Annotated in this window: 32 protein-coding genes and 1 pseudogene; 32 read left to right on the top strand and 1 reads right to left on the bottom strand. The window is 68.5% G+C overall.

Translation table 11 applies throughout. The features are described 5' to 3' along the window. The first annotated feature begins 181 nt into the window (after nucleotides 1–181). The 6 genes from rpsL (at nucleotide 182) to AB1673_02720 (ending at nucleotide 5,244) form a co-directional block, all read left to right on the top strand. The gene (gene rpsL, locus AB1673_02745) at nucleotides 182–553 is read left to right on the top strand and encodes a 30S ribosomal protein S12 (protein MEW6152895.1); all 372 of its coding nucleotides are present in this window, start codon (nucleotides 182–184) and stop codon (nucleotides 551–553) included. 6 nt (nucleotides 554–559) lie between these two features. After that, the gene (gene rpsG, locus AB1673_02740) at nucleotides 560–1,030 is read left to right on the top strand and encodes a 30S ribosomal protein S7 (GenBank protein MEW6152894.1); all 471 of its coding nucleotides are present in this window, start codon (nucleotides 560–562) and stop codon (nucleotides 1,028–1,030) included. A gap of 170 nt (nucleotides 1,031–1,200) precedes the next feature. Continuing rightward, nucleotides 1,201–3,303 (top strand): elongation factor G, encoded by a 2,103-nt coding sequence (gene fusA, locus AB1673_02735; protein ID MEW6152893.1) that lies wholly within the window; start codon nucleotides 1,201–1,203, stop codon nucleotides 3,301–3,303. A 39-nt stretch (nucleotides 3,304–3,342) separates the two neighbouring features. Continuing rightward, the gene (gene tuf, locus AB1673_02730) at nucleotides 3,343–4,530 is read left to right on the top strand and encodes an elongation factor Tu (protein ID MEW6152892.1); all 1,188 of its coding nucleotides are present in this window, start codon (nucleotides 3,343–3,345) and stop codon (nucleotides 4,528–4,530) included. Nucleotides 4,531–4,543: 13 nt separating this feature from the next. Continuing rightward, nucleotides 4,544–4,858 (top strand): 30S ribosomal protein S10, encoded by a 315-nt coding sequence (gene rpsJ, locus AB1673_02725; GenBank protein ID MEW6152891.1) that lies wholly within the window; start codon nucleotides 4,544–4,546, stop codon nucleotides 4,856–4,858. A gap of 23 nt (nucleotides 4,859–4,881) precedes the next feature. Next, nucleotides 4,882–5,244, top strand: a complete 363-nt coding sequence (locus tag AB1673_02720) for a non-heme iron oxygenase ferredoxin subunit (protein ID MEW6152890.1) — start codon at nucleotides 4,882–4,884, stop codon at nucleotides 5,242–5,244. 21 nt (nucleotides 5,245–5,265) lie between these two features. On the opposite strand, the gene AB1673_02715 is transcribed toward AB1673_02720, so the two are convergent. Next, nucleotides 5,266–5,958, bottom strand: coding sequence for a 2-phosphosulfolactate phosphatase (locus AB1673_02715; GenBank protein MEW6152889.1), 693 nt, complete (start codon nucleotides 5,956–5,958; stop codon nucleotides 5,266–5,268). A 206-nt stretch (nucleotides 5,959–6,164) separates the two neighbouring features. On the opposite strand from AB1673_02715, the gene rplC reads away from it, so the two are divergent. The 26 genes and pseudogenes from rplC (at nucleotide 6,165) to rpsM (ending at nucleotide 19,475) form a co-directional block, all read left to right on the top strand. Then, on the top strand, nucleotides 6,165–6,824 hold the full coding sequence (gene rplC / locus AB1673_02710; protein MEW6152888.1) for a 50S ribosomal protein L3: 660 nt from the start codon (nucleotides 6,165–6,167) through the stop codon (nucleotides 6,822–6,824). Beyond that, the gene (rplD, locus tag AB1673_02705; protein ID MEW6152887.1) at nucleotides 6,824–7,519 is read left to right on the top strand and encodes a 50S ribosomal protein L4; all 696 of its coding nucleotides are present in this window, start codon (nucleotides 6,824–6,826) and stop codon (nucleotides 7,517–7,519) included. The genes rplC and rplD overlap by 1 nt, the downstream gene beginning before the upstream one ends. Further along, complete coding sequence (gene rplW / locus AB1673_02700) at nucleotides 7,516–7,806, top strand: 50S ribosomal protein L23 (GenBank protein ID MEW6152886.1); 291 nt, start codon at nucleotides 7,516–7,518, stop codon at nucleotides 7,804–7,806. Before rplD ends, rplW begins: the two co-directional genes overlap by 4 nt. Before the next feature lie 13 nt (nucleotides 7,807–7,819). Beyond that, nucleotides 7,820–8,656 (top strand): 50S ribosomal protein L2, encoded by an 837-nt coding sequence (gene rplB / locus AB1673_02695; GenBank protein ID MEW6152885.1) that lies wholly within the window; start codon nucleotides 7,820–7,822, stop codon nucleotides 8,654–8,656. A 10-nt stretch (nucleotides 8,657–8,666) separates the two neighbouring features. Continuing rightward, the gene (gene rpsS, locus AB1673_02690) at nucleotides 8,667–8,945 is read left to right on the top strand and encodes a 30S ribosomal protein S19 (GenBank protein MEW6152884.1); all 279 of its coding nucleotides are present in this window, start codon (nucleotides 8,667–8,669) and stop codon (nucleotides 8,943–8,945) included. A gap of 2 nt (nucleotides 8,946–8,947) precedes the next feature. Then, the gene (rplV, locus tag AB1673_02685; protein MEW6152883.1) at nucleotides 8,948–9,724 is read left to right on the top strand and encodes a 50S ribosomal protein L22; all 777 of its coding nucleotides are present in this window, start codon (nucleotides 8,948–8,950) and stop codon (nucleotides 9,722–9,724) included. A 3-nt stretch (nucleotides 9,725–9,727) separates the two neighbouring features. After that, nucleotides 9,728–10,345, top strand: a pseudogene (gene rpsC, locus AB1673_02680) (30S ribosomal protein S3). Between the two features lie 334 nt (nucleotides 10,346–10,679). After that, on the top strand, nucleotides 10,680–11,096 hold the full coding sequence (gene rplP / locus AB1673_02675) for a 50S ribosomal protein L16 (GenBank protein ID MEW6152882.1): 417 nt from the start codon (nucleotides 10,680–10,682) through the stop codon (nucleotides 11,094–11,096). Then, nucleotides 11,096–11,326 (top strand): 50S ribosomal protein L29, encoded by a 231-nt coding sequence (gene rpmC, locus AB1673_02670; protein ID MEW6152881.1) that lies wholly within the window; start codon nucleotides 11,096–11,098, stop codon nucleotides 11,324–11,326. The genes rplP and rpmC overlap by 1 nt, the downstream gene beginning before the upstream one ends. Beyond that, nucleotides 11,319–11,594 (top strand): 30S ribosomal protein S17, encoded by a 276-nt coding sequence (gene rpsQ / locus AB1673_02665; protein MEW6152880.1) that lies wholly within the window; start codon nucleotides 11,319–11,321, stop codon nucleotides 11,592–11,594. The genes rpmC and rpsQ overlap by 8 nt, the downstream gene beginning before the upstream one ends. Before the next feature lie 22 nt (nucleotides 11,595–11,616). Continuing rightward, nucleotides 11,617–11,985: a 50S ribosomal protein L14 gene (rplN, locus tag AB1673_02660; protein MEW6152879.1), complete on the top strand. Its 369-nt coding sequence runs from the start codon at nucleotides 11,617–11,619 to the stop codon at nucleotides 11,983–11,985. 10 nt (nucleotides 11,986–11,995) lie between these two features. Beyond that, a complete protein-coding gene (gene rplX, locus AB1673_02655; protein MEW6152878.1) occupies nucleotides 11,996–12,298 on the top strand; it encodes a 50S ribosomal protein L24 in 303 nt (100 codons plus the stop codon). After that, the gene (rplE, locus tag AB1673_02650) at nucleotides 12,298–12,954 is read left to right on the top strand and encodes a 50S ribosomal protein L5 (protein MEW6152877.1); all 657 of its coding nucleotides are present in this window, start codon (nucleotides 12,298–12,300) and stop codon (nucleotides 12,952–12,954) included. The genes rplX and rplE overlap by 1 nt, the downstream gene beginning before the upstream one ends. Beyond that, nucleotides 12,955–13,140 carry a type Z 30S ribosomal protein S14 gene (locus tag AB1673_02645; GenBank protein MEW6152876.1) on the top strand — a complete coding sequence of 62 codons (186 nt, stop codon included), beginning with the start codon at nucleotides 12,955–12,957 and terminating at the stop codon, nucleotides 13,138–13,140. Between the two features lie 16 nt (nucleotides 13,141–13,156). Further along, complete coding sequence (gene rpsH, locus AB1673_02640) at nucleotides 13,157–13,561, top strand: 30S ribosomal protein S8 (GenBank protein MEW6152875.1); 405 nt, start codon at nucleotides 13,157–13,159, stop codon at nucleotides 13,559–13,561. 10 nt (nucleotides 13,562–13,571) lie between these two features. Further along, a complete protein-coding gene (gene rplF / locus AB1673_02635) occupies nucleotides 13,572–14,111 on the top strand; it encodes a 50S ribosomal protein L6 (protein ID MEW6152874.1) in 540 nt (179 codons plus the stop codon). Nucleotides 14,112–14,166: 55 nt separating this feature from the next. Beyond that, nucleotides 14,167–14,532, top strand: a complete 366-nt coding sequence (rplR, locus tag AB1673_02630; protein MEW6152873.1) for a 50S ribosomal protein L18 — start codon at nucleotides 14,167–14,169, stop codon at nucleotides 14,530–14,532. Between the two features lie 9 nt (nucleotides 14,533–14,541). Next, nucleotides 14,542–15,090 carry a 30S ribosomal protein S5 gene (gene rpsE, locus AB1673_02625; protein ID MEW6152872.1) on the top strand — a complete coding sequence of 183 codons (549 nt, stop codon included), beginning with the start codon at nucleotides 14,542–14,544 and terminating at the stop codon, nucleotides 15,088–15,090. Continuing rightward, a complete protein-coding gene (rpmD, locus tag AB1673_02620; GenBank protein MEW6152871.1) occupies nucleotides 15,090–15,272 on the top strand; it encodes a 50S ribosomal protein L30 in 183 nt (60 codons plus the stop codon). Before rpsE ends, rpmD begins: the two co-directional genes overlap by 1 nt. Then, nucleotides 15,269–15,757 (top strand): 50S ribosomal protein L15, encoded by a 489-nt coding sequence (rplO, locus tag AB1673_02615; protein ID MEW6152870.1) that lies wholly within the window; start codon nucleotides 15,269–15,271, stop codon nucleotides 15,755–15,757. The genes rpmD and rplO overlap by 4 nt, the downstream gene beginning before the upstream one ends. 18 nt (nucleotides 15,758–15,775) lie before the next feature. After that, nucleotides 15,776–17,068 (top strand): preprotein translocase subunit SecY, encoded by a 1,293-nt coding sequence (gene secY / locus AB1673_02610; GenBank protein MEW6152869.1) that lies wholly within the window; start codon nucleotides 15,776–15,778, stop codon nucleotides 17,066–17,068. Nucleotides 17,069–17,187: 119 nt separating this feature from the next. Further along, nucleotides 17,188–17,847 (top strand): adenylate kinase, encoded by a 660-nt coding sequence (locus AB1673_02605; protein MEW6152868.1) that lies wholly within the window; start codon nucleotides 17,188–17,190, stop codon nucleotides 17,845–17,847. Nucleotides 17,848–17,906: 59 nt separating this feature from the next. Next, nucleotides 17,907–18,650: a type I methionyl aminopeptidase gene (map, locus tag AB1673_02600; GenBank protein MEW6152867.1), complete on the top strand. Its 744-nt coding sequence runs from the start codon at nucleotides 17,907–17,909 to the stop codon at nucleotides 18,648–18,650. 80 nt (nucleotides 18,651–18,730) lie between these two features. Continuing rightward, the gene (infA, locus tag AB1673_02595; GenBank protein MEW6152866.1) at nucleotides 18,731–18,955 is read left to right on the top strand and encodes a translation initiation factor IF-1; all 225 of its coding nucleotides are present in this window, start codon (nucleotides 18,731–18,733) and stop codon (nucleotides 18,953–18,955) included. 20 nt (nucleotides 18,956–18,975) lie between these two features. After that, the gene (rpmJ, locus tag AB1673_02590; protein ID MEW6152865.1) at nucleotides 18,976–19,089 is read left to right on the top strand and encodes a 50S ribosomal protein L36; all 114 of its coding nucleotides are present in this window, start codon (nucleotides 18,976–18,978) and stop codon (nucleotides 19,087–19,089) included. 8 nt (nucleotides 19,090–19,097) lie between these two features. Next, entirely contained in the window at nucleotides 19,098–19,475 is a 378-nt protein-coding gene (rpsM, locus tag AB1673_02585; protein MEW6152864.1) for a 30S ribosomal protein S13, read from the top strand. The last annotated feature ends 49 nt before the right edge of the window (nucleotides 19,476–19,524 follow it).

The raw sequence follows: 19,524 nt of genomic DNA, 5'->3' as shown, positions 1-19,524 counted from the left end.
TGCGTGCCCATGCGCTCGCAGGGTGTCTCCCGCGTGGGCCATCTGTGGGCAAGCCCGTCGAGCGGTCCGGCGTCTCCCCGTCCACGCCGTCTCCGATGACCTTGGTCCTGGGACGATCGGGCGCTGACCGGCCTCGCCGGGAGAAGTCCCTCCCCGAGACCCGCTAAGATCGGATGTTCGAATGCCTACCATCGCCCAGTTGGTCCGTAAGGGCCGCGAATCCAAAGTCACCAAGACCAAGACGCCGGCCCTCAAGGGCGCCCCTCAGCGCCGAGGCGTCTGTACACGCGTCTACACCCACACCCCCAAGAAGCCCAACTCGGCCCTCCGTAAGGTTGCCCGGGTCAGGCTCACCACTGGGCAGGAAGTCACCGCCTACATCCCCGGGGTCGGCCACAACCTCCAGGAGCACTCGATCGTGCTCGTCAGGGGTGGCCGTGTGAAAGACCTCCCCGGGGTCCGCTACAAGATCATCCGGGGCGTCCTCGACGCGTCCGGGGTCCGCGACCGCAAGCAGGCTCGCAGCCGCTACGGCGCAAAGAAGGAAGGCTAACCAGCCATGCCCCGCAAAGGCCCGCCGCCGCGCCGCGACCTCATGCCCGACCCGATCTACCGGTCGGTGCTCGTCACCCAGGTCGTCAACAAGATCATGCAGCGGGGGAAGCGGTCTCTCGCCGAGCGCACGGTCTACCGCGCCCTCGACATCGTGGTGGAGAAGACGGGCCAGGAGGCCCTGGCCTCCCTGAAGAAGGCTGTCGAGAACGCCAAGCCCCAGGTCGAGGTCAAGAGCCGGCGGGTCGGTGGGGCGACCTACCAGGTCCCGGTCGAGGTCCGGCCCCGGCGGGCGACCACGCTCGCCATCCGGTGGCTGGTGGGCTACTCCCGGCAGCGCCGTGAGAGGAGCATGGCCGAGCGGCTGGCGGGTGAGCTCATGGACGCCATGAACAGCACCGGTTCGGCCGTCAAGCGCCGTGACGACATGCACAAGATGGCCGAGTCCAACCGGGCGTTCGCCCACTACCGGTGGTAACCCGCCACCCCTGAGCCCGCAGGCGGCATACCTCCCGGGCAGCCGGGGGGTGTCCTGCGTGTGAACCCCGAGCACGAGCCGGCCCGGCGGCCGAGCCGCGTGTTCGACATACGAACCAGGCCCGTCCGCGACGGCGCCTCGACGACCCGATCACCAGAGAGACCCACGACATGGCTGACGCACCCGTAATCCGAGAGTTCCCCCTCGCCCGGACCCGCAACATCGGGATCATGGCCCACATCGACGCGGGCAAGACCACGACGACGGAGCGGATCCTCTACTACACGGGCAAGACGTACAAGATCGGCGAGGTCCACGAGGGGGCGGCGGTCATGGACTGGATGGTCCAGGAGCAGGAACGGGGGATCACGATCACCTCGGCGGCCACCACCTGCCGGTGGAAGGACACCTGGATCAACATCATCGACACGCCCGGCCACGTCGACTTCACCGTCGAGGTCGAGCGTTCGCTGCGGGTCCTCGACGGGGCCGTGGCCGTGTTCGACGCCGTGGCCGGGGTCGAGCCCCAGACCGAGACGGTGTGGCGCCAGGCCAACAAGTACCGGGTGCCCCGCATCTGCTTCGTCAACAAGATGGACCGCATCGGCGCCGACTTCTTCCGGGCCGTCGACGAGATCCGCAACCGCCTCGACGCCGCCCCGGCCGTCCTCCAGGTGCCCATCGGGGCCGAGGGCCACTTCAAGGGCATGGTCGACCTCATCGGCATGAAGGCCCTGGTGTGGGACGACGCCACCGGCAAGGGCGAGGAGTGGCACGTCGGTGACGTGCCCGAGGACATGGTCGAGCAGGCCGAGCAGTGGCGGCACAACCTCATCGACGTGCTGTCCCACCATGACGACACCCTCATGGAGAAGTACATCGAGGAGCAGCCCATCACGGCCGAGGACCTCCGCCGGTCGATCCGGGCGGCCACCATCGCCAACGACGTGGTACCCGTCATCACCGGGTCGGCCTTCCGCAACAAGGGCGTGCAGCCCCTGCTCGACGCCATCGTCGACTTCCTGCCCAGCCCGCTCGACCTGCCCCCGGTGGTCGGGCTCGACGCCAAGGGCATCGAGGAGCTGGAGCGTCCGGCCGACGACACGGCCCCGTTCTCGGCGCTGGCCTTCAAGATCATGAGCGACCCCCACGTGGGCAAGCTCACCTATTTCCGCGTCTACTCGGGCACGCTGCGCAAGGGCCAGACGGTGCTCAACTCGACCCGTGACCGCAAGGAGCGGGTGGGCCGCATCCTGCAGATGCACGCCAACCACCGCGAGGACAAAGACGCCGTCTTCACGGGCGACATCGTGGCTGCCGTCGGTCTCAAGCAGACCTCCACGGGTGACACCCTGTGCGACCCCAACACGCCCGTCGTGCTGGAGTCCCTGGAGTTCCCCGAGCCCGTGATCCACGTGGCCATCGAGCCCAAGACCAAGGCCGACCAGGAGAAGCTGGCCGACGCCTTGATGCGGCTGTCCGACGAGGACCCCACCTTCCAGCGCCACACCGACGAGGAGACCGGCCAGACGATCATCGCCGGCATGGGCGAGCTGCACCTCGAGGTGCTGGTCGACCGGATGCTGCGCGAGTTCCGGGTCGACGCCCACGTGGGCAAGCCCCAGGTCGCCTACCGCGAGACGATCTCGATGCCGGTCAAGGGCGTCGAGGAACGCTACGTCCGCCAGTCGGGCGGCCGGGGCCAGTACGGCCACGTCGTGATCGACCTCGAGCCCACGGGCCCGGGGGGTGGCTTCGAGTTCGTGGACAAGATCGTGGGCGGCATCATCCCCCGGGAGTACATCCCGGCGGTCGACGCCGGCATCCAGGAGGCCATGCAGAGCGGCGTCCTGGCCGGCTACCAGCTGGTCGACGTGCGGGCCACGCTGGTCCATGGGTCCTACCACGACGTCGACTCGTCGGAGATCGCCTTCCGCATCGCCGGGTCCATGGCCTTCAAGAAGGCGGCCCGGCTGGCCAAGCCCATGCTGCTCGAGCCGATCATGGGAGTGGAGGTCGTCACCCCCGACGACTACATGGGCGACGTCATCGGCGACCTCTCCAGCCGGCGGGGCCGGATCGAGGGCATGGAGCAGCGGGGGTCGAGCCAGGTGGTGCGGGCGCAGGTACCGCTGGCCCAGATGTTCGGCTACGCTACCGACCTACGGTCGCGCACCCAAGGGCGGGCGACTTACACGATGCAGTTCCACTCCTACCAAGAAGTGCCCGAGTCCATCTCTCGCGAGATCGTGGCCCGGGTTCGCGGGGAGTAGGGGCGGACCGGTACAGATCCGAGGAGCAGGGGACCGTTCATGGCCAAGCAGAAGTTCGAGCGCTCGAAGCCTCACATCAACGTCGGAACCATGGGTCACATCGACCATGGCAAGACGACGCTCACCGCGGCCATAACCAAGGTGCTCCATGATCACAACCCCACGGTTGCGTTCACCGCCTTCGACCAGATCGACAAGGCGCCCGAGGAGAAGGCCCGGGGGATCACCATCCAGATCGCCCACGTCGAGTACGAGACCGACAAGCGGCACTACGCCCACGTCGACATGCCGGGCCACGCCGACTACATCAAGAACATGATCACCGGGGCCGCCCAGGTCGACGGTGCCATCTTGGTGGTGTCCGCCCCCGACGGCCCCATGCCCCAGACTCGGGAGCACGTGCTTCTGGCCCGCCAGGTGGGTGTGCCCTACATCGTCGTAGCCCTCAACAAGGCCGACATGATGGACGACGAGGAGCTGCTCGACCTCGTGGAGCTCGAGGTGCGCGAGCTGCTCACCGAGAACGAGTACCCCGGCGACGACACGCCTGTGATCCGGGTCTCGGCCCTCAAGGCCCTCGAGGGCGACCCCGAGTGGACGCCGAAGATCATCGAGCTCATGGAGGCGGTCGACAACTACATCCCCGAGCCCGAGCGCGACATCGACAAGCCGTTCCTCATGCCGATCGAGGACGTGTTCTCGATCACCGGCCGGGGCACGGTCGTCACCGGCAAGGTCGAGCAGGGTGTGGTCAAGGTCCAGGACCAGGTCGAGATCGTGGGCCTGCGCCCCAACCAGACCACGGTCTGCACGGGCGTCGAGATGTTCAAGAAGCTGCTCGACCAGGGCCAGGCGGGCGACAACATCGGCGTGCTGCTGCGGGGCACCAAGAAGGAGGATGTCGAGCGCGGCCAGGTGGTGGTCAAGCCCGGCTCGATCACCCCCCACACCCAGTTCGAGGCCCAGGTCTACGTGCTGAAGAAGGAGGAGGGCGGGCGCCACACGCCCTTCTTCCAGAACTACCGGCCCCAGTTCTACTTCCGCACCACCGACGTGACCGGCCAGATCACCCTGCCCGAGGGCACCGAGATGATCATGCCGGGCGACAACACGACCATGACCGTCGAGCTCATCCAGCCCATCGCCATGGACGAGGGCCTGCGGTTCGCCATCCGTGAGGGTGGGCGCACGGTGGGTGCCGGCCGCGTAGTCAAGATCTTGAAGTAGACGCGGACCTCTCATGGCCCAGAAGATCCGCATCCGGCTGAAGGCGTACGACCACGAGATCGTCGATCAGTCCACCAAGAAGATCGTCGAGACGGTCGTACGCACTCAGGCCAAGGTGCGGGGGCCCGTGCCGCTGCCGACCGAGACCCACCGCTGGACGGTGATCCGGTCCCCCCACAAGGACAAGGACTCGCGCGAGCACTTCGAGATGCGGATCCACAAGCGGTTGCTCGACATCTTGGAGCCCAGCCCCAAGACCGTCGACTCGCTTCAGCGCCTCGACCTGCCGGCCGGCGTCGACATCGAGATCAAGATCCAACAGGCCTGAGCCCGCGCCGGTAGGCTGCGGGCGTGTCCGACGAAGAGGAATGGTGGGATGTCGCCGGGGTCGACGAGGTCCCTGACGACGCGCCACTGGCCGTCCAGGCGCACGGCTACCCCATAGCGCTGTTCAAGGTGGACGGCGAGGTCCACGCCCTGTGGTCGCGCTGCCCGCACGCCGGAGGCCCCCTCGACGACGGCTACCAGAAGGGCGAGGTCGTGGTGTGCCCGTGGCACGGGAGCATGTTCCGGGTCACGACGGGCGAGCGCCTCGACGGGCCGGCGTCGGTCGGGGCGACGGTGTTCCCGGTAGAGGTCGAGGACGGTCGGGTCTGGGTGGGCCCACCCCCGCCGGGCATCGAGCCGCCCCCGCCCGCGTTCCTCCAGTTCTGAGAGGCGGGAGGTCCGCCGAAGTCACGCGAGGGGGCGGAAGGAGCCGTCGCGCAGCACGGGGACCACGGGGGAGCTGTCAAGGGCGGCCGCCCAGGTGACATCGTCGTCGGCTCCCCGGGCCACGAGCTCGCGGCCCGACGTGCACGAGCGCAGGAGGGGCTCGAGATCGGCAGCCGCCGCCTGGAAGGCCCCGACGGCCACCCGGGCCTCGGACGAGAGCGAATCGGGGGCCATGGCTGACATGACCGCACCGGCACCGAGCAGGTCCTCGACGGCGAACCGGTCTTGGCCGTCGCGCCACTTCTCGCCGGCGGCCACCACGACCACCCGACCGCCGTGGCCGGCGAGGAACTGCGAGACGGCCGACGCGTTGCGCAGGCAGCCGGCCACCACCGTGGCCCCCGAGCGGGCCGCCTCCAGCGACAGGGCAGCACCGTTGGGCGAGGGCAGCACCACCCGCCGGCCGGCCTCCAGGCCGGTCATCGAGGCGGGCGACAGCGACACGCCCGCACCCCGGGGCCCGGCCAGCACTGCCCCCAGCCGTTCGGCCACCCGGGCCGCGTAGGGGTCGTGCGCCCGGTGGGGGTGCACGAGCACGCCTCGCTCGGCGGCCACCGTGACGGTCGTCGAGAACGACATGACATCGACCACCACCACCACGTCGGCCTGGCGGCCGGCCTCACGTAGCCCGGCCCAGCCCCACTCGAAGTGCATCGGGACACACTAAGACCCGACGCCCCCGGACGGCCCCCGGCATCGTCGGGCTATACTCTCTTCTCCGGAGCGGCTACGCTCCGTCGTCCAGTCGACGTCCTCGGTCGCCGGCATCAACGGTACGCCGAGGCACAACCGATCATCCGCTCCGCCAGGCACGCCTGTGCGGAGCGTCCGCGTGAAATCCTCCAGATTCGGGCACAGGTATGGCTAGCAAGGCAATAGTGGGTGAGAAGGTCGGGATGACCCAGGTCTGGGATGACCAGAACCGCGCCATCCCGGTCACGCTTGTGCGCGTCACACCGTGCCGGGTCGTGCAGGTCAAGACGCCTGCCACCGACGGCTACAGCGCCGTCCAGGTGACGTTCGGTTCGGTGAAGCCCTCGCGGCTCAACAAGCCCGAGCTGGGTCACTTCGCCAGCGCGGGCGTCGAGCCCGGGCCCAAGCTCGTCGAGCTGCGCCTCGACGACTCGACCTCCTACACGGTCGGCCAGGAGATCAAGGCCGACGTGCTGGCCGCCGGCGAGCGGGTCGACGTCACGGCCGTCAGCCGGGGCAAGGGGTTCACAGGGGTGATGAAGCGCCACAACTTCAAAGGCTTGGGGGCGTCCCACGGTGCCCACAAGGTCCACCGGGCCCCCGGCGCCATCGGGGCGTGTGCCACGCCGTCGAGGGTGTTCAAAGGCACCCGCATGGCCGGGAGGATGGGCCATCAGAAGGTGACCATCCTCAACCTCGAGATCGTCGAGGCCGACGCAGACCGCGACCTCATCCTCATCAAGGGCGCGGTCCCCGGCCCGCGGGGCGGGCTGGTGCTGATCCGCAACGCGGTCAAGAACGGCCAGCCCACCGGAGGTGCGCTCTAATGGCGAACGTCGACGTGCGCTCGGCGACCGGCGCGTCGGTGGGGACGGTCCGCCTCGACGACGCCGTCTTCGGGGTGACCCCCAACGTGGCCGTCATGCACCAGGTGGTGACCGCCCAGCTGGCGGCTGCCCGGGCCGGCACCCAGAGCACGCTGACCAGGGCCGAGGTACGTGGTGGGGGTCGCAAACCGTGGCGCCAGAAGGGCTCGGGCCGGGCCCGGCAGGGTTCCTCGCGCTCGCCGCACTGGAGAGGCGGTGGCGTGGCCCTGGGCCCCAAGCCCCGCAGCTACCGCCAGCGCACCCCCAAGAAGATGGTGCAGCTCGCCCTGCACTCGGCCCTCTCCGACCGGGCTTCCCAGGGCCGGGTCGTGGTCGTCGACTCCTGGGGCCTTCGGGCTCCCAAGACCAAAGACGCAGTGTCCGCCCTGCGGGCCCTGGGGCTCGATGGCCAGGGGGCTGTCCTGGTGGTAGTGGACGCCGGTGAGGTCGACCGGGCCCACGTCTTCAAGTCGTTCGCCAACCTGCCCGACGTACACGTGCTGGTCTCGTCCGAGCTCAACGCCTACGACGTGCTGTGCTCTGACTGGGTGGTGTTCACCCGGGCCGCCCTGCCGGGCGTCGCCACCACCCAGGCCGACGCCCCGCCGCCGGCCGACGCCGCTCCGGCCGGCACCGACGCCGGGGAGGCGGAGTGAACGATCCCCGTTCCATCGTGTTGCGCCCGGTGGTGAGCGAGAAGTCCTACTCGCTGCTCGACCGCAACGTGTACACGTTCGTCGTCCATCCCGACGCCAGCAAGATCGAGATCCGCAGCGCCGTCGAGGAGATCTTCAACGTGCGGGTCACCAAGGTCAACACTCTCAACCGCAAGGGCAAGCGCAAGCGCAACCGCCGCCAGGCCACGTTCGGCAAGCGCTCCGACACCAAGCGGGCCGTCGTCACGCTGGCGGCTGGCAGCCGCATCGACCTGTTCGAGACATGAGGCGATAAGCACCATGGCCCTTCGCAAGCGCAAGCCCACCAGTGCCGGCCGCCGTTTCCAGACGGTCTCCGACTTCTCCGAGATCACCAAGACAGAGCCCGAGAAGGCCCTGCTCGCCCCCCTGTCCAACACGGGCGGGCGCAACAGCTACGGGCGCAAGACGGCCCGCCACCAAGGTGGCGGCCACAAGCGCCAGTACCGGGTGATCGACTTCAAGCGCACAAAGGACGACATCCCGGCCAAGGTCGCGGCCATCGAGTACGACCCCAACCGCAACGCCCGCATCGCGCTGCTCCACTATCTCGACGGCGAGAAGCGCTACATCCTGGCCCCGGCCAAGGTGAAGGTGGGCGACCGCCTCCAGAGTGGGCAGAAGGCCGAGATCCGCCCGGGCAACGCCCTACCCCTGCGCTACATCCCCGTCGGGACCACGGTGCACAACGTCGAGCTCAAGCCCGGCGGCGGGGGCAAGATGGCGCGGGGCGCGGGGTCGTCCATCCAACTCGTGGCCAAGGAGGGCGACTTCGCCACCTTGCGCCTGCCCAGCACCGAGATGCGCCGCGTGCCCATCGACTGCCGGGCGACCGTCGGGGAGGTGGGCAACGCCGAGGCCGAGCTGGTTTCGGTGGGCAAGGCCGGCCGTAACCGCTGGAAGGGCGTCCGCCCCCAGACCCGCGGTGTGGCCATGAACCCCGTCGACCACCCGCTGGGCGGTGGCGAGGGGAAGTCGTCGGGTGGACGCCACCCGGTATCGCCTTGGGGCAAGCCCGAGGGCCGTACCCGCGACACCAACAAGCCGTCCCAGCGTCTGATCGTTCGCCGCCGCCGCACGCGCGGCGCCAGGAGGTAGGTGCTCGCCGATGAGCCGAAGCGTCAAGAAAGGCCCGTTCGTCGACGACCATCTCTTGAAGAAGGTCGACGACCTCAACTCCCGGGGCGAGAAGCGCGTGATCAAGACGTGGTCGCGCCGCTCCACGATCATCCCCGACATGGTGGGCCACACCATCGCCGTCCACGACGGCCGCAAGCACGTGCCCGTCTACATCACCGAGGCCATGGTGGGCCACAAGCTGGGCGAGTTCGCGCTGACCCGCACGTTCCGGTTCCACGCCGGCCAGGAGAGGTCGGGGCGGAGGTAGCCATGACGGGCCCCAAGCTCAACCAGCAGCCGGTGCTGCGCAGCCGTCCGGACCGGCCCGCCCGGGCGGTGGACGCCGCTCCCGGCAGTGGCACCCGCTCCACGGCTCGCTACGCCCGGGTCTCGGCCTACAAGGTGCGCGAGGTGCTCGACCTCGTCCGGGGCCAGACCGCCGAGCGGGCCCAGGAGATCCTGCAGTTCTGCGAGCGCGATGCCGCCACCCTGGTGGGCAAGGTGCTGAAGTCGGCCATCGCCAACGCCGAGCACAACGATGCCATCAACCCCGAAGAGCTCTACGTGTCGGCCTGCTACGCCGACGAAGGCCCCACGCTCAAGCGGTGGCGGCCCCGTGCCCGGGGACGGGCCACCCGCATCCGCAAGCGCACCTGCCACGTGACCGTGATCGTCAGCCGCCTGCCCGAGAACGAGCTTCGCAAGCAGCGGGCGGCCCGGGCCCCGGCTGGCAGTGACCGCCGCCGCCGGGCCACCGCCAGCAAGCCGTCCCCCGAGCGCGCTGCCCGGGTACGCGCCAGCCGCGGCGACCAGCCGGCCGCCGTGCCCACGCCGGCCGAGCCGGGGCCGGGTGCCGTGTCCGACGAGGCTCCTCCCCGGGACGCGGTCCCTGACGATGACGCTCCTACCGACGACGTACCGACCGACGAAGTGGCCAGCGACGAAGTGGCCAGCGACGAAGTGGCCAGGGACGAAGTGGCCAGCGACGAAGAGGCCGCCGGTCCCCGAGACCAGCCCGAGGCCGACGACGACAAGAGAGCCGAGTAGCGCATGGGCCAGAAAGTCAACCCCTACGGCTTCCGCCTGGGAGTCACCACCGACTGGAAGTCGCGGTGGTTCAGCGACCGGGAGTACACGGACTACCTCATCGAGGACTGGAAGATCCGTGACTACCTGATGCGGCAACTCCCGCACGCGGCCATCAGCCGGATCGAGATCGAGCGCACCCGCGACCGCCTGCGGGTCGACGTGCACACCGCCCGGCCGGGCATCGTCATCGGCCGGCGGGGAGCGGAGGCCGACCGCCTGCGGGCCGACCTGGCCAAGCTGACCAACAACGTCAAGATCCAGCTCAACATCCAGGAGATCCGCCAGCCCGAGCTCGACGCCGCCCTCATCGCCCAAGGCGTGGCCGACCAGCTCGCCGGCCGGGTGAGCTTCCGGCGGGCCATGAAGCGGGCCGTTCAGACGGCCCAGAAGGCGGGTGCCCTGGGCATCCGGGTGCAGTGCTCGGGCCGCCTCGGCGGGTCGGAGATGGCCCGCAGCGAGTGGTACCGCGAGGGAAGGGTGCCCTTGCACACGCTGCGGTCCGACATCGACTACGGCTTCCGCGAAGCCCGCACCACATTCGGCCGCATTGGCGTCAAGGTGTGGATCTACAAGGGCGACATCCTTCCGTACCGCACCTCGGCCGAGGACAAGATCTCCCGTGAGGCTGGGATGGCGGTGGGCGAGACGTCCGGCCCTGCTCGCCCCCGGCGAATCATCTCCGCCGGCGGCGGTCGGCGCCGGCCCGAGGGCGAGGAAGGGACGCCGCCCGCTCCCGAAGAGGCGCCGGTCGACACCGGGCCGGTGGTCAAGGAGGCCGACCCCGAGCTGGAGCGCCTGCTGGCCGAGGAAGAAGAGATCGAGCGCCGTACCCGCCAACCCCACGAGACTCCTCACTTCCGCACGGGTGACGAATGACTACATCCGCTGACCACCGGAGCGGGAGGGCCCAGCCATGCTGATGCCCCGCCGCGTCAAGCACCGCAAGCAGCACCGCGGGCGGATGGAGGGCAACGCCAAGGGCGGGACCACCATCAGTCACGGGGACTTCGGCATCCAGGCTCTCGAGCCGGGCTGGATCACCGCCCGCCAGATCGAGGCTGCCCGTATCGCCATGACCCGCCACATCAAGCGTGGTGGCAAGGTGTGGATCAACATCTTCCCCCACAAGCCCGTGACCCAGAAGCCGGCCGAGACCCGGATGGGTTCGGGCAAGGGCAACCCCGAGCACTGGGTGGCCGTCGTCAAGCCGGGCCGCGTCATGTTCGAGCTGGCGGGCGTGTCCGAGAGCCTGGCCCGCGAGGCCATGGAGCGGGCCATCCAGAAGCTGCCCATCAAGGCCAAGTTCGTCGTCCGATCCGAGGAGGTGTGATGGCCAAGGCATCCCAGGAGCTGCGCGAGCTGGCGCCCGACGACCTTTACACCCGTCTGGCCGAGGCCCAGCAGGAGCTGTTCAACCTGCGCTTCCAGCACGTCACCGGCCAGCTCGACAACTATGCCCGCATCGGGCAGGTGCGGCGCACCGTCGCCCGCCTCAACACCCTGTTGCGCGAGCGCGAGATCGAAGCGGCCGAGGCCGCGGAAAGCGAGAACCGTGGCTGAGGAAGCTGCAGCTGCGCGTCCCAACCGCCGCAAGGTCCGTGAGGGCCTGGTCGTGTCCACCGCTGGCGACAAGACGGCGGTCGTCGCCATCGTCGAGCGCGTGCGCCACCGTCGCTACGACAAGACCGTGCAGCGCACCAAGCGCCTGCATGCCCACGACGAGGCCAACGACCTCAACGTGGGTGACCGGGTCCGGGTCATGGAGACCCGCCCCCTGTCGAAGCTGAAGCGCTGGCGGGTCGTCGACGTGATCGAGAGGGCACGATGAGCTTCGCGAAGGGGACGACGCCGTGATCCAGCAGGAGACCCGCCTGCGGGTCGCCGACAACTCGGGCGCCAAGGAGGTCCTGTGCATCAAGGTGCTCGGGGGCTCCAAGCGGCGTTACGCCTCGATCGGCGACATCATCGTGGGCACCGTCAAAGACGCCATCCCTGGCGCCGCCGTGAAAAAGGGTGACGTGGTCAAGTGCGTCGTAGTACGAACGAAGAAGGAGAACCGTCGTCCCGACGGGTCCTACATCCGGTTCGACGAGAACGCCGCCGTGCTCATCAACGACGCCCTCCAGCCCCGGGGCACCCGCATCTTCGGGCCGGTCGGGCGTGAGCTGCGCGACAAGAAGTTCATGCGGATCATCTCGCTTGCACCCGAGGTTCTGTGAGGGCTGTGCGATGAAACTGAAAAAGGGTGACCGGGTTCGCGTCCTCAGCGGCAAAGACCGTGGCGACGAGGGCGAGATCATGCGCGTCCTGCCCAAGGAGGGCCGGGTGATCGTCGAGGGTGTCAACGTGGCCAAGAAGCACCAGAAGGCGCTCCGGGCCACGATGCAGGCCGGGATCATCGACAAGGACATGCCCATGCCGGCGTCCAACCTGGCCATCATCTGTTCCGCCTGCGGGCCTACCCGCATTGGCTACCGCTTCGATGGGGACAACAAGATCCGCATCTGCAAGAAGTGCAAGAGCGACCTGTAATGGCTACGAAGACGAAGGAACAGGGCCGCCAGGGGGGCCAGGGCCGCCAGGGGGGTGGCGAGAAGAGGCCAGCCGAGCCGCGGGAGCCGCTGGGCCCCCGGGAGCGGCCCCGCCTCAAGCTGCGTTACCAGTCCGAGGTACGCCAGAAGCTCAAGGAGTCGTTGGGCCTCGGCAACATCATGGAAGTCCCCGGCCTCGAGAAGATCGTGATCAACATGGGCGTCGGCCGGGCCACCCAGCAGGCGTCGCTGCTCGAAGGCGCGGTGAACGACCTCTCGCTGATCGCCGGCCAGAAGCCTCAGGTGACCAAGGCCCGGCGCTCGATCGCCGCTTTCAAGCTGCGCGAAGGCAACGCCATCGGCGCCATGGTCACACTGCGGGGCGACCGGATGTGGGAGTTCTTCGACCGCCTCATCAGCGTCACGATCCCCCGCATCCGCGACTTCCGGGGCCTGCCGCCCAACTCGTTCGACGGGCGGGGCAACTACACCTTCGGGGTCAATGAGCAGCTCATTTTCCCTGAGATCGACTACGACAAGGTCGACGCCCCCCGGGGTATGGACATCACCATCGTGACGACGGCGCGCAACAACGCCGAAGGGCGGGCCCTGCTCGACGCCTTCGGCTTTCCGTTCCGCCGGGAAGGTTCCATCTAAATGGCCAAGAAGTCCCTGATAATCAAGCAGTCCCGCAAGCCGAGGTTCAAGGTGCGGGCCTATACCCGGTGCCGTAAGTGCGGGCGCTCGCGGGCGGTGTTCCGCTCCTTCGGGCTGTGCCGGATCTGCTTGAGGGAACTGGCCCACGCCGGCGAAGTGCCGGGCGTCACGAAGTCGAGCTGGTGAGGGGAGGCGCTGCCACATGACGATGACCGACCCGATAGCGGACATGCTGACCCGCATCCGTAACGGAAGCGTGGCCGCCCAGGACGTTGTGCGTATGCCCTCGTCCAAGCTCAAAGAGGCCCTGGCTGCCATCCTGCGCCGTGAGGGCTACATCGCCGACTTCCGTCTGAGCGACGACGCCACCCGGCCCGGCCGGGTACTTGAGGTCACCCTCAAGTACACGCCCGAGCGGGTCCCGACCATCACCGGCCTGCGCCGGGTCTCCAAGCCAGGCCTGCGCGTCTACACCAAGGCCGACCGGCTGCCCCGGGTCCTCGGCGGCCTGGGAGTGGCCGTCCTGTCCACGAGCCAGGGTCTCATGACCGACCGCGAGGCCCGCGCCAAGCGGGTCGGCGGCGAAGTGCTCTGTTACGTGTGGTGAGGTAGAGGAAATGTCCCGCATCGGCCGATCCCCCATCCCCGTTCCCACGGGCGTGACAGTTGCCTTGGAGGGCAGCAGCGTCACGGTCACGGGCCCGCGCGGCACGCTGGCCCGCCGCCTGCCGCCCGACATCACCGTCCGCCAGGAGGACGGCATCCTCCAGGTCGAGCGGCCTGACGACGAGCGCCAGCACCGGGCCCTGCACGGCCTCACGCGCACCCTGGTCAACAACATGGTCGTGGGCGTCACCCAGGGCTTCCAGAAGGAACTGGAGATCGTGGGCGTCGGCTACCGTGCCGCCGCGGCCGGGCCCACCACGCTCGAGCTGGCCCTCGGGTTCAGCCACCCGGTCAAGGTCGAGGCCCCCGAGGGGGTCACCTTCGAGGTGCCCGCGCCCACCCGCGTGGTGGTCAAGGGCAACGACAAGGAGGCCGTCGGCCAGGTCGCGGCCAACATCCGCAAGCTGCGCAAGCCCGAGCCCTACAAGGGCAAGGGCGTGCGCTACGCCGGCGAGGTCGTGCGCCGCAAGGCTGGAAAGGCGGCCAAGTGAACCGCCCTGCGATCTCGGCTGGCCAGAGCGCCAAGAACCCCGAGGAGGGGGTGCGATGACCGTCTCCACCAAGCAGAAGCAGCAAGCCCGGGCCCGGCGCCACCGCCGGGTGCGCAAGTCGGTGCGGGGCACGGCCGAGAGGCCTCGCCTGGCCGTCTTCCGCTCCAACAAGCACATCACCGCCCAGGTCATCGACGACGTGGCCGGTCGCACGCTGGCGGCGGCCAGCACGGTCGAGGCAGACCTCCGGGGCGGGCCGACCGGCAACAAGGACGCGGCCGCCAGCGTGGGCAGGCTCGTGGGCGAGCGGGCCAAGGCCGCCGGAGTGACCAAGGTCGTCTTCGACAGGGGCGGCAACATCTACCACGGGCGGGTCGCGGCCGTGGCTGACGCCGCGCGCCAAGCCGGCCTCGAGTTCTAGGGAGCCTTCATGGCTGAGAGCCAGTACGAAGAACGGGTAATCGACATCAACCGGGTGGCCAAGGTAGTCAAGGGTGGCCGGCGCTTCTCGTTCACCGCGCTGGTGGTCGTCGGTGACGGCAGCGGCCGCGTCGGCCTCGGCTACGGCAAGGCCAAGGAGGTGCCCGCCGCCATCCAGAAGGGCATCGAGGAGGCTCGCAAGAACCTGTTCGACGTGGCCCTCGCGGGCTCGACGATCACCCACCCCATCCTGGGGGCCAGCGGGGCCGGCCGCGTGCTGCTCAAGCCGGCTGCTCCGGGGACGGGCGTGATCGCCGGCGGTGCGGCCCGGGCCATCTTGGAGGCGGCCGGCATCCACGACATCCTGGCCAAGTCGCTGGGTTCGTCCAACGCCATCAACGTGGCCCACGCCACCATCTCGGGCCTGCGCAGCCTCAAGCGTCCCGACGAGGTCGCGCGCATGCGGGGCAAGTCGCCCGAGGAAGTGACCCCGGGCGGTCTGCTGCGGGCCTACCGGGAGACCAAGCGCGGTCCCCACACCCCCGTCGAGGTGGCGTGATGGGCCAGATCAAGGTGTCCCAGGTGCGCTCGTCGATCGGCACCAAGCCCAAGCACCGGGGCACGCTCAAGGCCCTCGGGCTGGGCCGCATCGGCAAGTCCAACGTCCTACCTGACCGGCCCGAGATCCGCGGCATGGTGGCCCGGGTCACGCACCTGGTCAAAGTCGAGGAGCAGTCATGAAGGTCCACGACCTCAAGCCCGCCCCCGGGTCCACCCGCGACCGCCGCCGCGTCGGGCGCGGCATCGCCGGCAAGGGCGGCAAGACGGCCGGCCGGGGCACCAAGGGCCAGGGGGCTCGCCACAACATCAAGCCCGGTTTCGAGGGCGGCCAGATGCCGCTGAACCGGCGGATCCCCAAGCTGAAGGGCTTCAAGAACCCCTTCCGGGTCGAGTACGCCGTCGTCAACCTCGACACCCTCGAGGCGTTCGACGGCGACGACGTCACCCCTGACAACCTTCGCCAGCGGGGGTTGGTGCACAAGCACGGCCTCGTCAAGGTGCTGGGCCGGGGGGAGCTCACCCGGGCCCTCAACGTCACCGCTCACGCCTTCTCGAAGTCGGCCGAGGCCGCCATCAAGGCCGCGGGCGGTAGCGTTGAGATCCTGCCGTCGCCCTACGGCAGCGGTCGCCCGCCGGCCAAGGGCAGTGCGCTGACCAACCGTTAGGAAGGGTTCTCCCCGTCGATGTTCGGCAGCCTGAGGAACATTTTCAAGATCCCCGACCTTCGCAACAAGGTCCTGTTCACCCTGCTGATCATCGGCCTCTACCGGCTGGGGTCGAACATCACGGTGCCGGGGATCGACTTCAACGCCGTCCAGGACCTGCAGCGCCAGGCCGAGCGGGGCGGCGTGTTGGGCTTCCTCAACCTGTTCTCGGGTGGCGCGCTGACCCAGATGGCGGTCTTCGCCCTCGGGATCATGCCTTACATCACCAGCTCGATCATCATGCAGCTGCTGGCGGTGGTCATCCCCCGCATCGAGCAGTGGCAGAAACAGGGCGCGGTCGGGCAGAAGAAGATCACCCAGTGGACTCGTTACATGACCATCGGGCTGGCCGTCCTGCAGGCCACCGGCATCACCTACCAGTTCAACAACGGCCTCCTGGGTGACGGCGGGTCCACCAACCTGCGGCTGGTCACCAACTTCGACGTCCCCCACGTGGCCCTGATCGTCCTCACGATCACCGCCGGGACGGCCATCGTCATGTGGATGGGCGAGCTGGTGACCCAGCGGGGCATCGGCAACGGTATGTCGATCCTGATCTTCGCCAACGTGGTCAGCCGCCTGCCAGCCCAGATAGGCAACGTCAGGGCCGAGGGTGGCAACGTGATCTTCGCGGCGGTGCTCATCGGCGGGTTGCTCATGATCGCCGCCATCGTGTTCGTGGAGCAGGGCCAGCGCCGCATCCCCGTGCAGTTCGCCAAACGGGTGGTAGGCCGCCGGATGTACGGGGGCCAGAGCACTTACATCCCGCTCAAGGTCAACCAGGCGGGGATCATCCCCATCATCTTCGCCAGCTCGGTGCTCTACTTCCCGGTGCTGCTGTCCAACGTCGTGCAGTGGCGCAGCGTCGTCAACTTCATCAACAACAACCTGGTCCAGCCGGACAACATCTTCTACATCACGATCTACGGTCTGCTGATCATCTTCTTCACCTACTTCTACACAGCCATCACGTTCAACCCCCAGCAGCAGGCCGACATCATCCGCAAGCAGGGCGGCTTCATCCCCGGCATCCGGCCCGGCCCCCCGACTGAGCGCTACCTGGCCCAGATCCTCAACCGGATCACCCTGCCGGGGTCGCTGTTCCTGGCCTCGATCGCCCTCGTGCCCCAGATCGCCCTGGCCATCTACGGCATCCAGAGCTTCCCCTTCGGCGGCACCACGATCCTCATCGCCGTGGGCGTGGCCCTGGAGACGATGAAGCAGATCGACAGCCAGCTCATGATGCGCAACTACGAAGGTTTCCTCACCTGACGGTGCTGGTACGACCGGAGGATTGAGGACGTCGTGGCGGTGTCCGGTGGGACCAGTGGCTGAGGCCCCCGACCAGCGCGCCCGCACTGTCCGGGCCGCCCCAACCGGGTGCGCCTGAGATGGGTGGCCCGCGGCTCGTGATCCTGGGCAAGCAGGGCGCGGGTAAGGGCACGCAGGCCCTGAGGCTGGCTGAGCACTACGGGATCCCCCGGATCTCGACGGGCGACATGTTCCGGGCGGCCATCGAGGAGGGCACTGACGCAGGCCTCACGGCCCGCAAGTACATGGACGCCGGCGAGCTCGTGCCCGACGACGTGGTGATCGGGATCGTCGAGGAGCGGCTCTGCCGCGATGACACCCGGGGCGGTTTCATCCTCGACGGCTTTCCCCGCAACGCCGAGCAGGCTCGGGCCCTCGACGACGAGATGGGCCACGACGCCGTCGATCTGGTCGTCGAGCTCGACGTGCCCACCGAGATGGTCCTGCGGCGCATCGCCAGCCGCCGGGTGTGCCTGTCGTGCGGCGCGCCCTACGGGGTCGACAACCTCCCCAAGCAGGAGGGGACGTGCGACCTGTGCGGGGGCCGGGTCGTCCAGCGCGACGACGACACCGAGGCGGCCATCAAGCGCCGGCTCGACCTCTACAACTCCCAGACCGAACCTCTGGTCGCCTACTACCTGTCCCAGGACAAGCTGGTGGCGGTCGACGGCACGGGCGAGGCCGACGCCGTGACCGCCCGTTTGCTGCGGGGCATCGACGGGCGTCTACGAGGCCGCTGACCAGTGCGAGAATGGAGACGGAGATGACCACGACCGGGCGCGTCCCGATGGGGGAGTAGGTGCGAAAGAACAAAGAAGAAGTGGCCAAGATGCGCAGGGCGGGCCGGGTCGTGGCCGAGATGCTCGACACCTGCCAGCGGGCAGCCAAGCCAGGCATGACGACTCGCGACCTCGACCTCCTGGCCCGAGAGGTCATCGAGCGACGTCACGCCCGGTCGAACTTCCTCAACTACCACGGGTTCCCGGGCGTGATCTGCACCTCGCCCAACGACGTGATCGTCCACGGCATCCCTGGCACGTACCGCCTGAAGGAAGGCGACATCCTCTCGATCGACTGCGGGGCCATCATCGAGGGCTACCACGCCGACGCGGCCCGCACGTTCCCCGTCGGTGAGGTCGACGACGAGGTCCTGCGCCTGCTCGACACCACCCGGCTCAGCCTGGAGGCGGCCGTCAAGCACGTGCACGACGGGAGCCGCCTGTCGAACATCGGCCACGCCGTGCAGTCGGTGGCCGAGGGGGCCGGTTACTCGGTCGTGCGGGAGTACGTGGGCCACGGCATCGGCACGGCCCTGCACGAGGAGCCCAAGGTGCCCAACTACGGCGAGCCCGGCCGAGGGATCAAGCTCAAGGTGGGCCACGTGCTGGCCGTGGAGCCCATGGTCAACATGGGTAGCGCCGAGACCATGATGTACGACGACGGGTGGACGGTGGTGACGGCCGACGGCAGCCTGTCGGCCCACTTCGAGGACACCATCGCGGTGACCGACAACGGGCCGGAGGTGCTGACCGTCCTGGACTGAGCTATCCTGGGAGACTCTGCGCCATCTCGCGCGCCTGCGGGCGCGCGCCGCGCGGCTGTAGTCCGTTCCAGGAGGTCCACCTGCCCAAGCCCAAAGAAGACACGATCGTCATGGAAGGGACGGTCGTCGAGACGCTGCCCAACGCCATGTTCCGTGTCGAGCTCGAGAACAAGCACAAGGTGCTGGCGCACATCTCCGGCAAGATGCGGATGCACTACATCCGGATCCTGCCGGGTGACCGGGTGCAGGTGGAACTGACTCCCTACGACCTCAGCCGGGGTCGCATCACTTACCGGTACAAGTAGAGATCGAAGGCCCAAGACTCGTGAAAGTAAAGCCGAGCGTGAAGAAGATCTGCGAGAAGTGCAAAGTCATCCGTCGCCACGGCAACGTGATGGTCATCTGCCCCAACCCTCGCCACAAGCAGCGGCAGGGGTGAGGAGCTAGATGGCTCGTATCGCCGGCGTAGACATCCCCCGCGAGAAGCGGCTGGAGATCTCCCTGACCTACATCTTCGGGATCGGCCGCACGACCGCCTCCCAGGTGTGCGCGGCAACCGAGATCGACGCCTCGACCCGGGTACGCGACCTGACCGACGAGGAGGTTGCCCGCCTGAGGGCGCACATCGACGGCCTCAAGGTCGAAGGTGACCTGCGCCGTGACGTCGCCCAGGACATCAAGCGCAAGATCGAGATCCAGTGTTACCAGGGCATCCGTCACCGGCGGGGCCTGCCCGTCCGCGGCCAGCGGACGCACACCAACGCCCGTACCCGCAAGGGCCCCAAGAAGACCGTCGCCGGCAAGAAGAAGGTGCGTAAGCACTGATGGTTGCCCGTATTGACCTGGAGGTCGTCGTCCGTTGAGACCCGTAGGA

The organism is Actinomycetota bacterium, from assembly GCA_040754375.1.
Lineage (GTDB): Bacteria > Actinomycetota > Acidimicrobiia > Acidimicrobiales > AC-14 > JBFMCT01.
The sequence above is the reverse complement of the archived record's forward strand: the minus strand, read 5'-3'. Positions and strand labels throughout refer to the sequence as shown.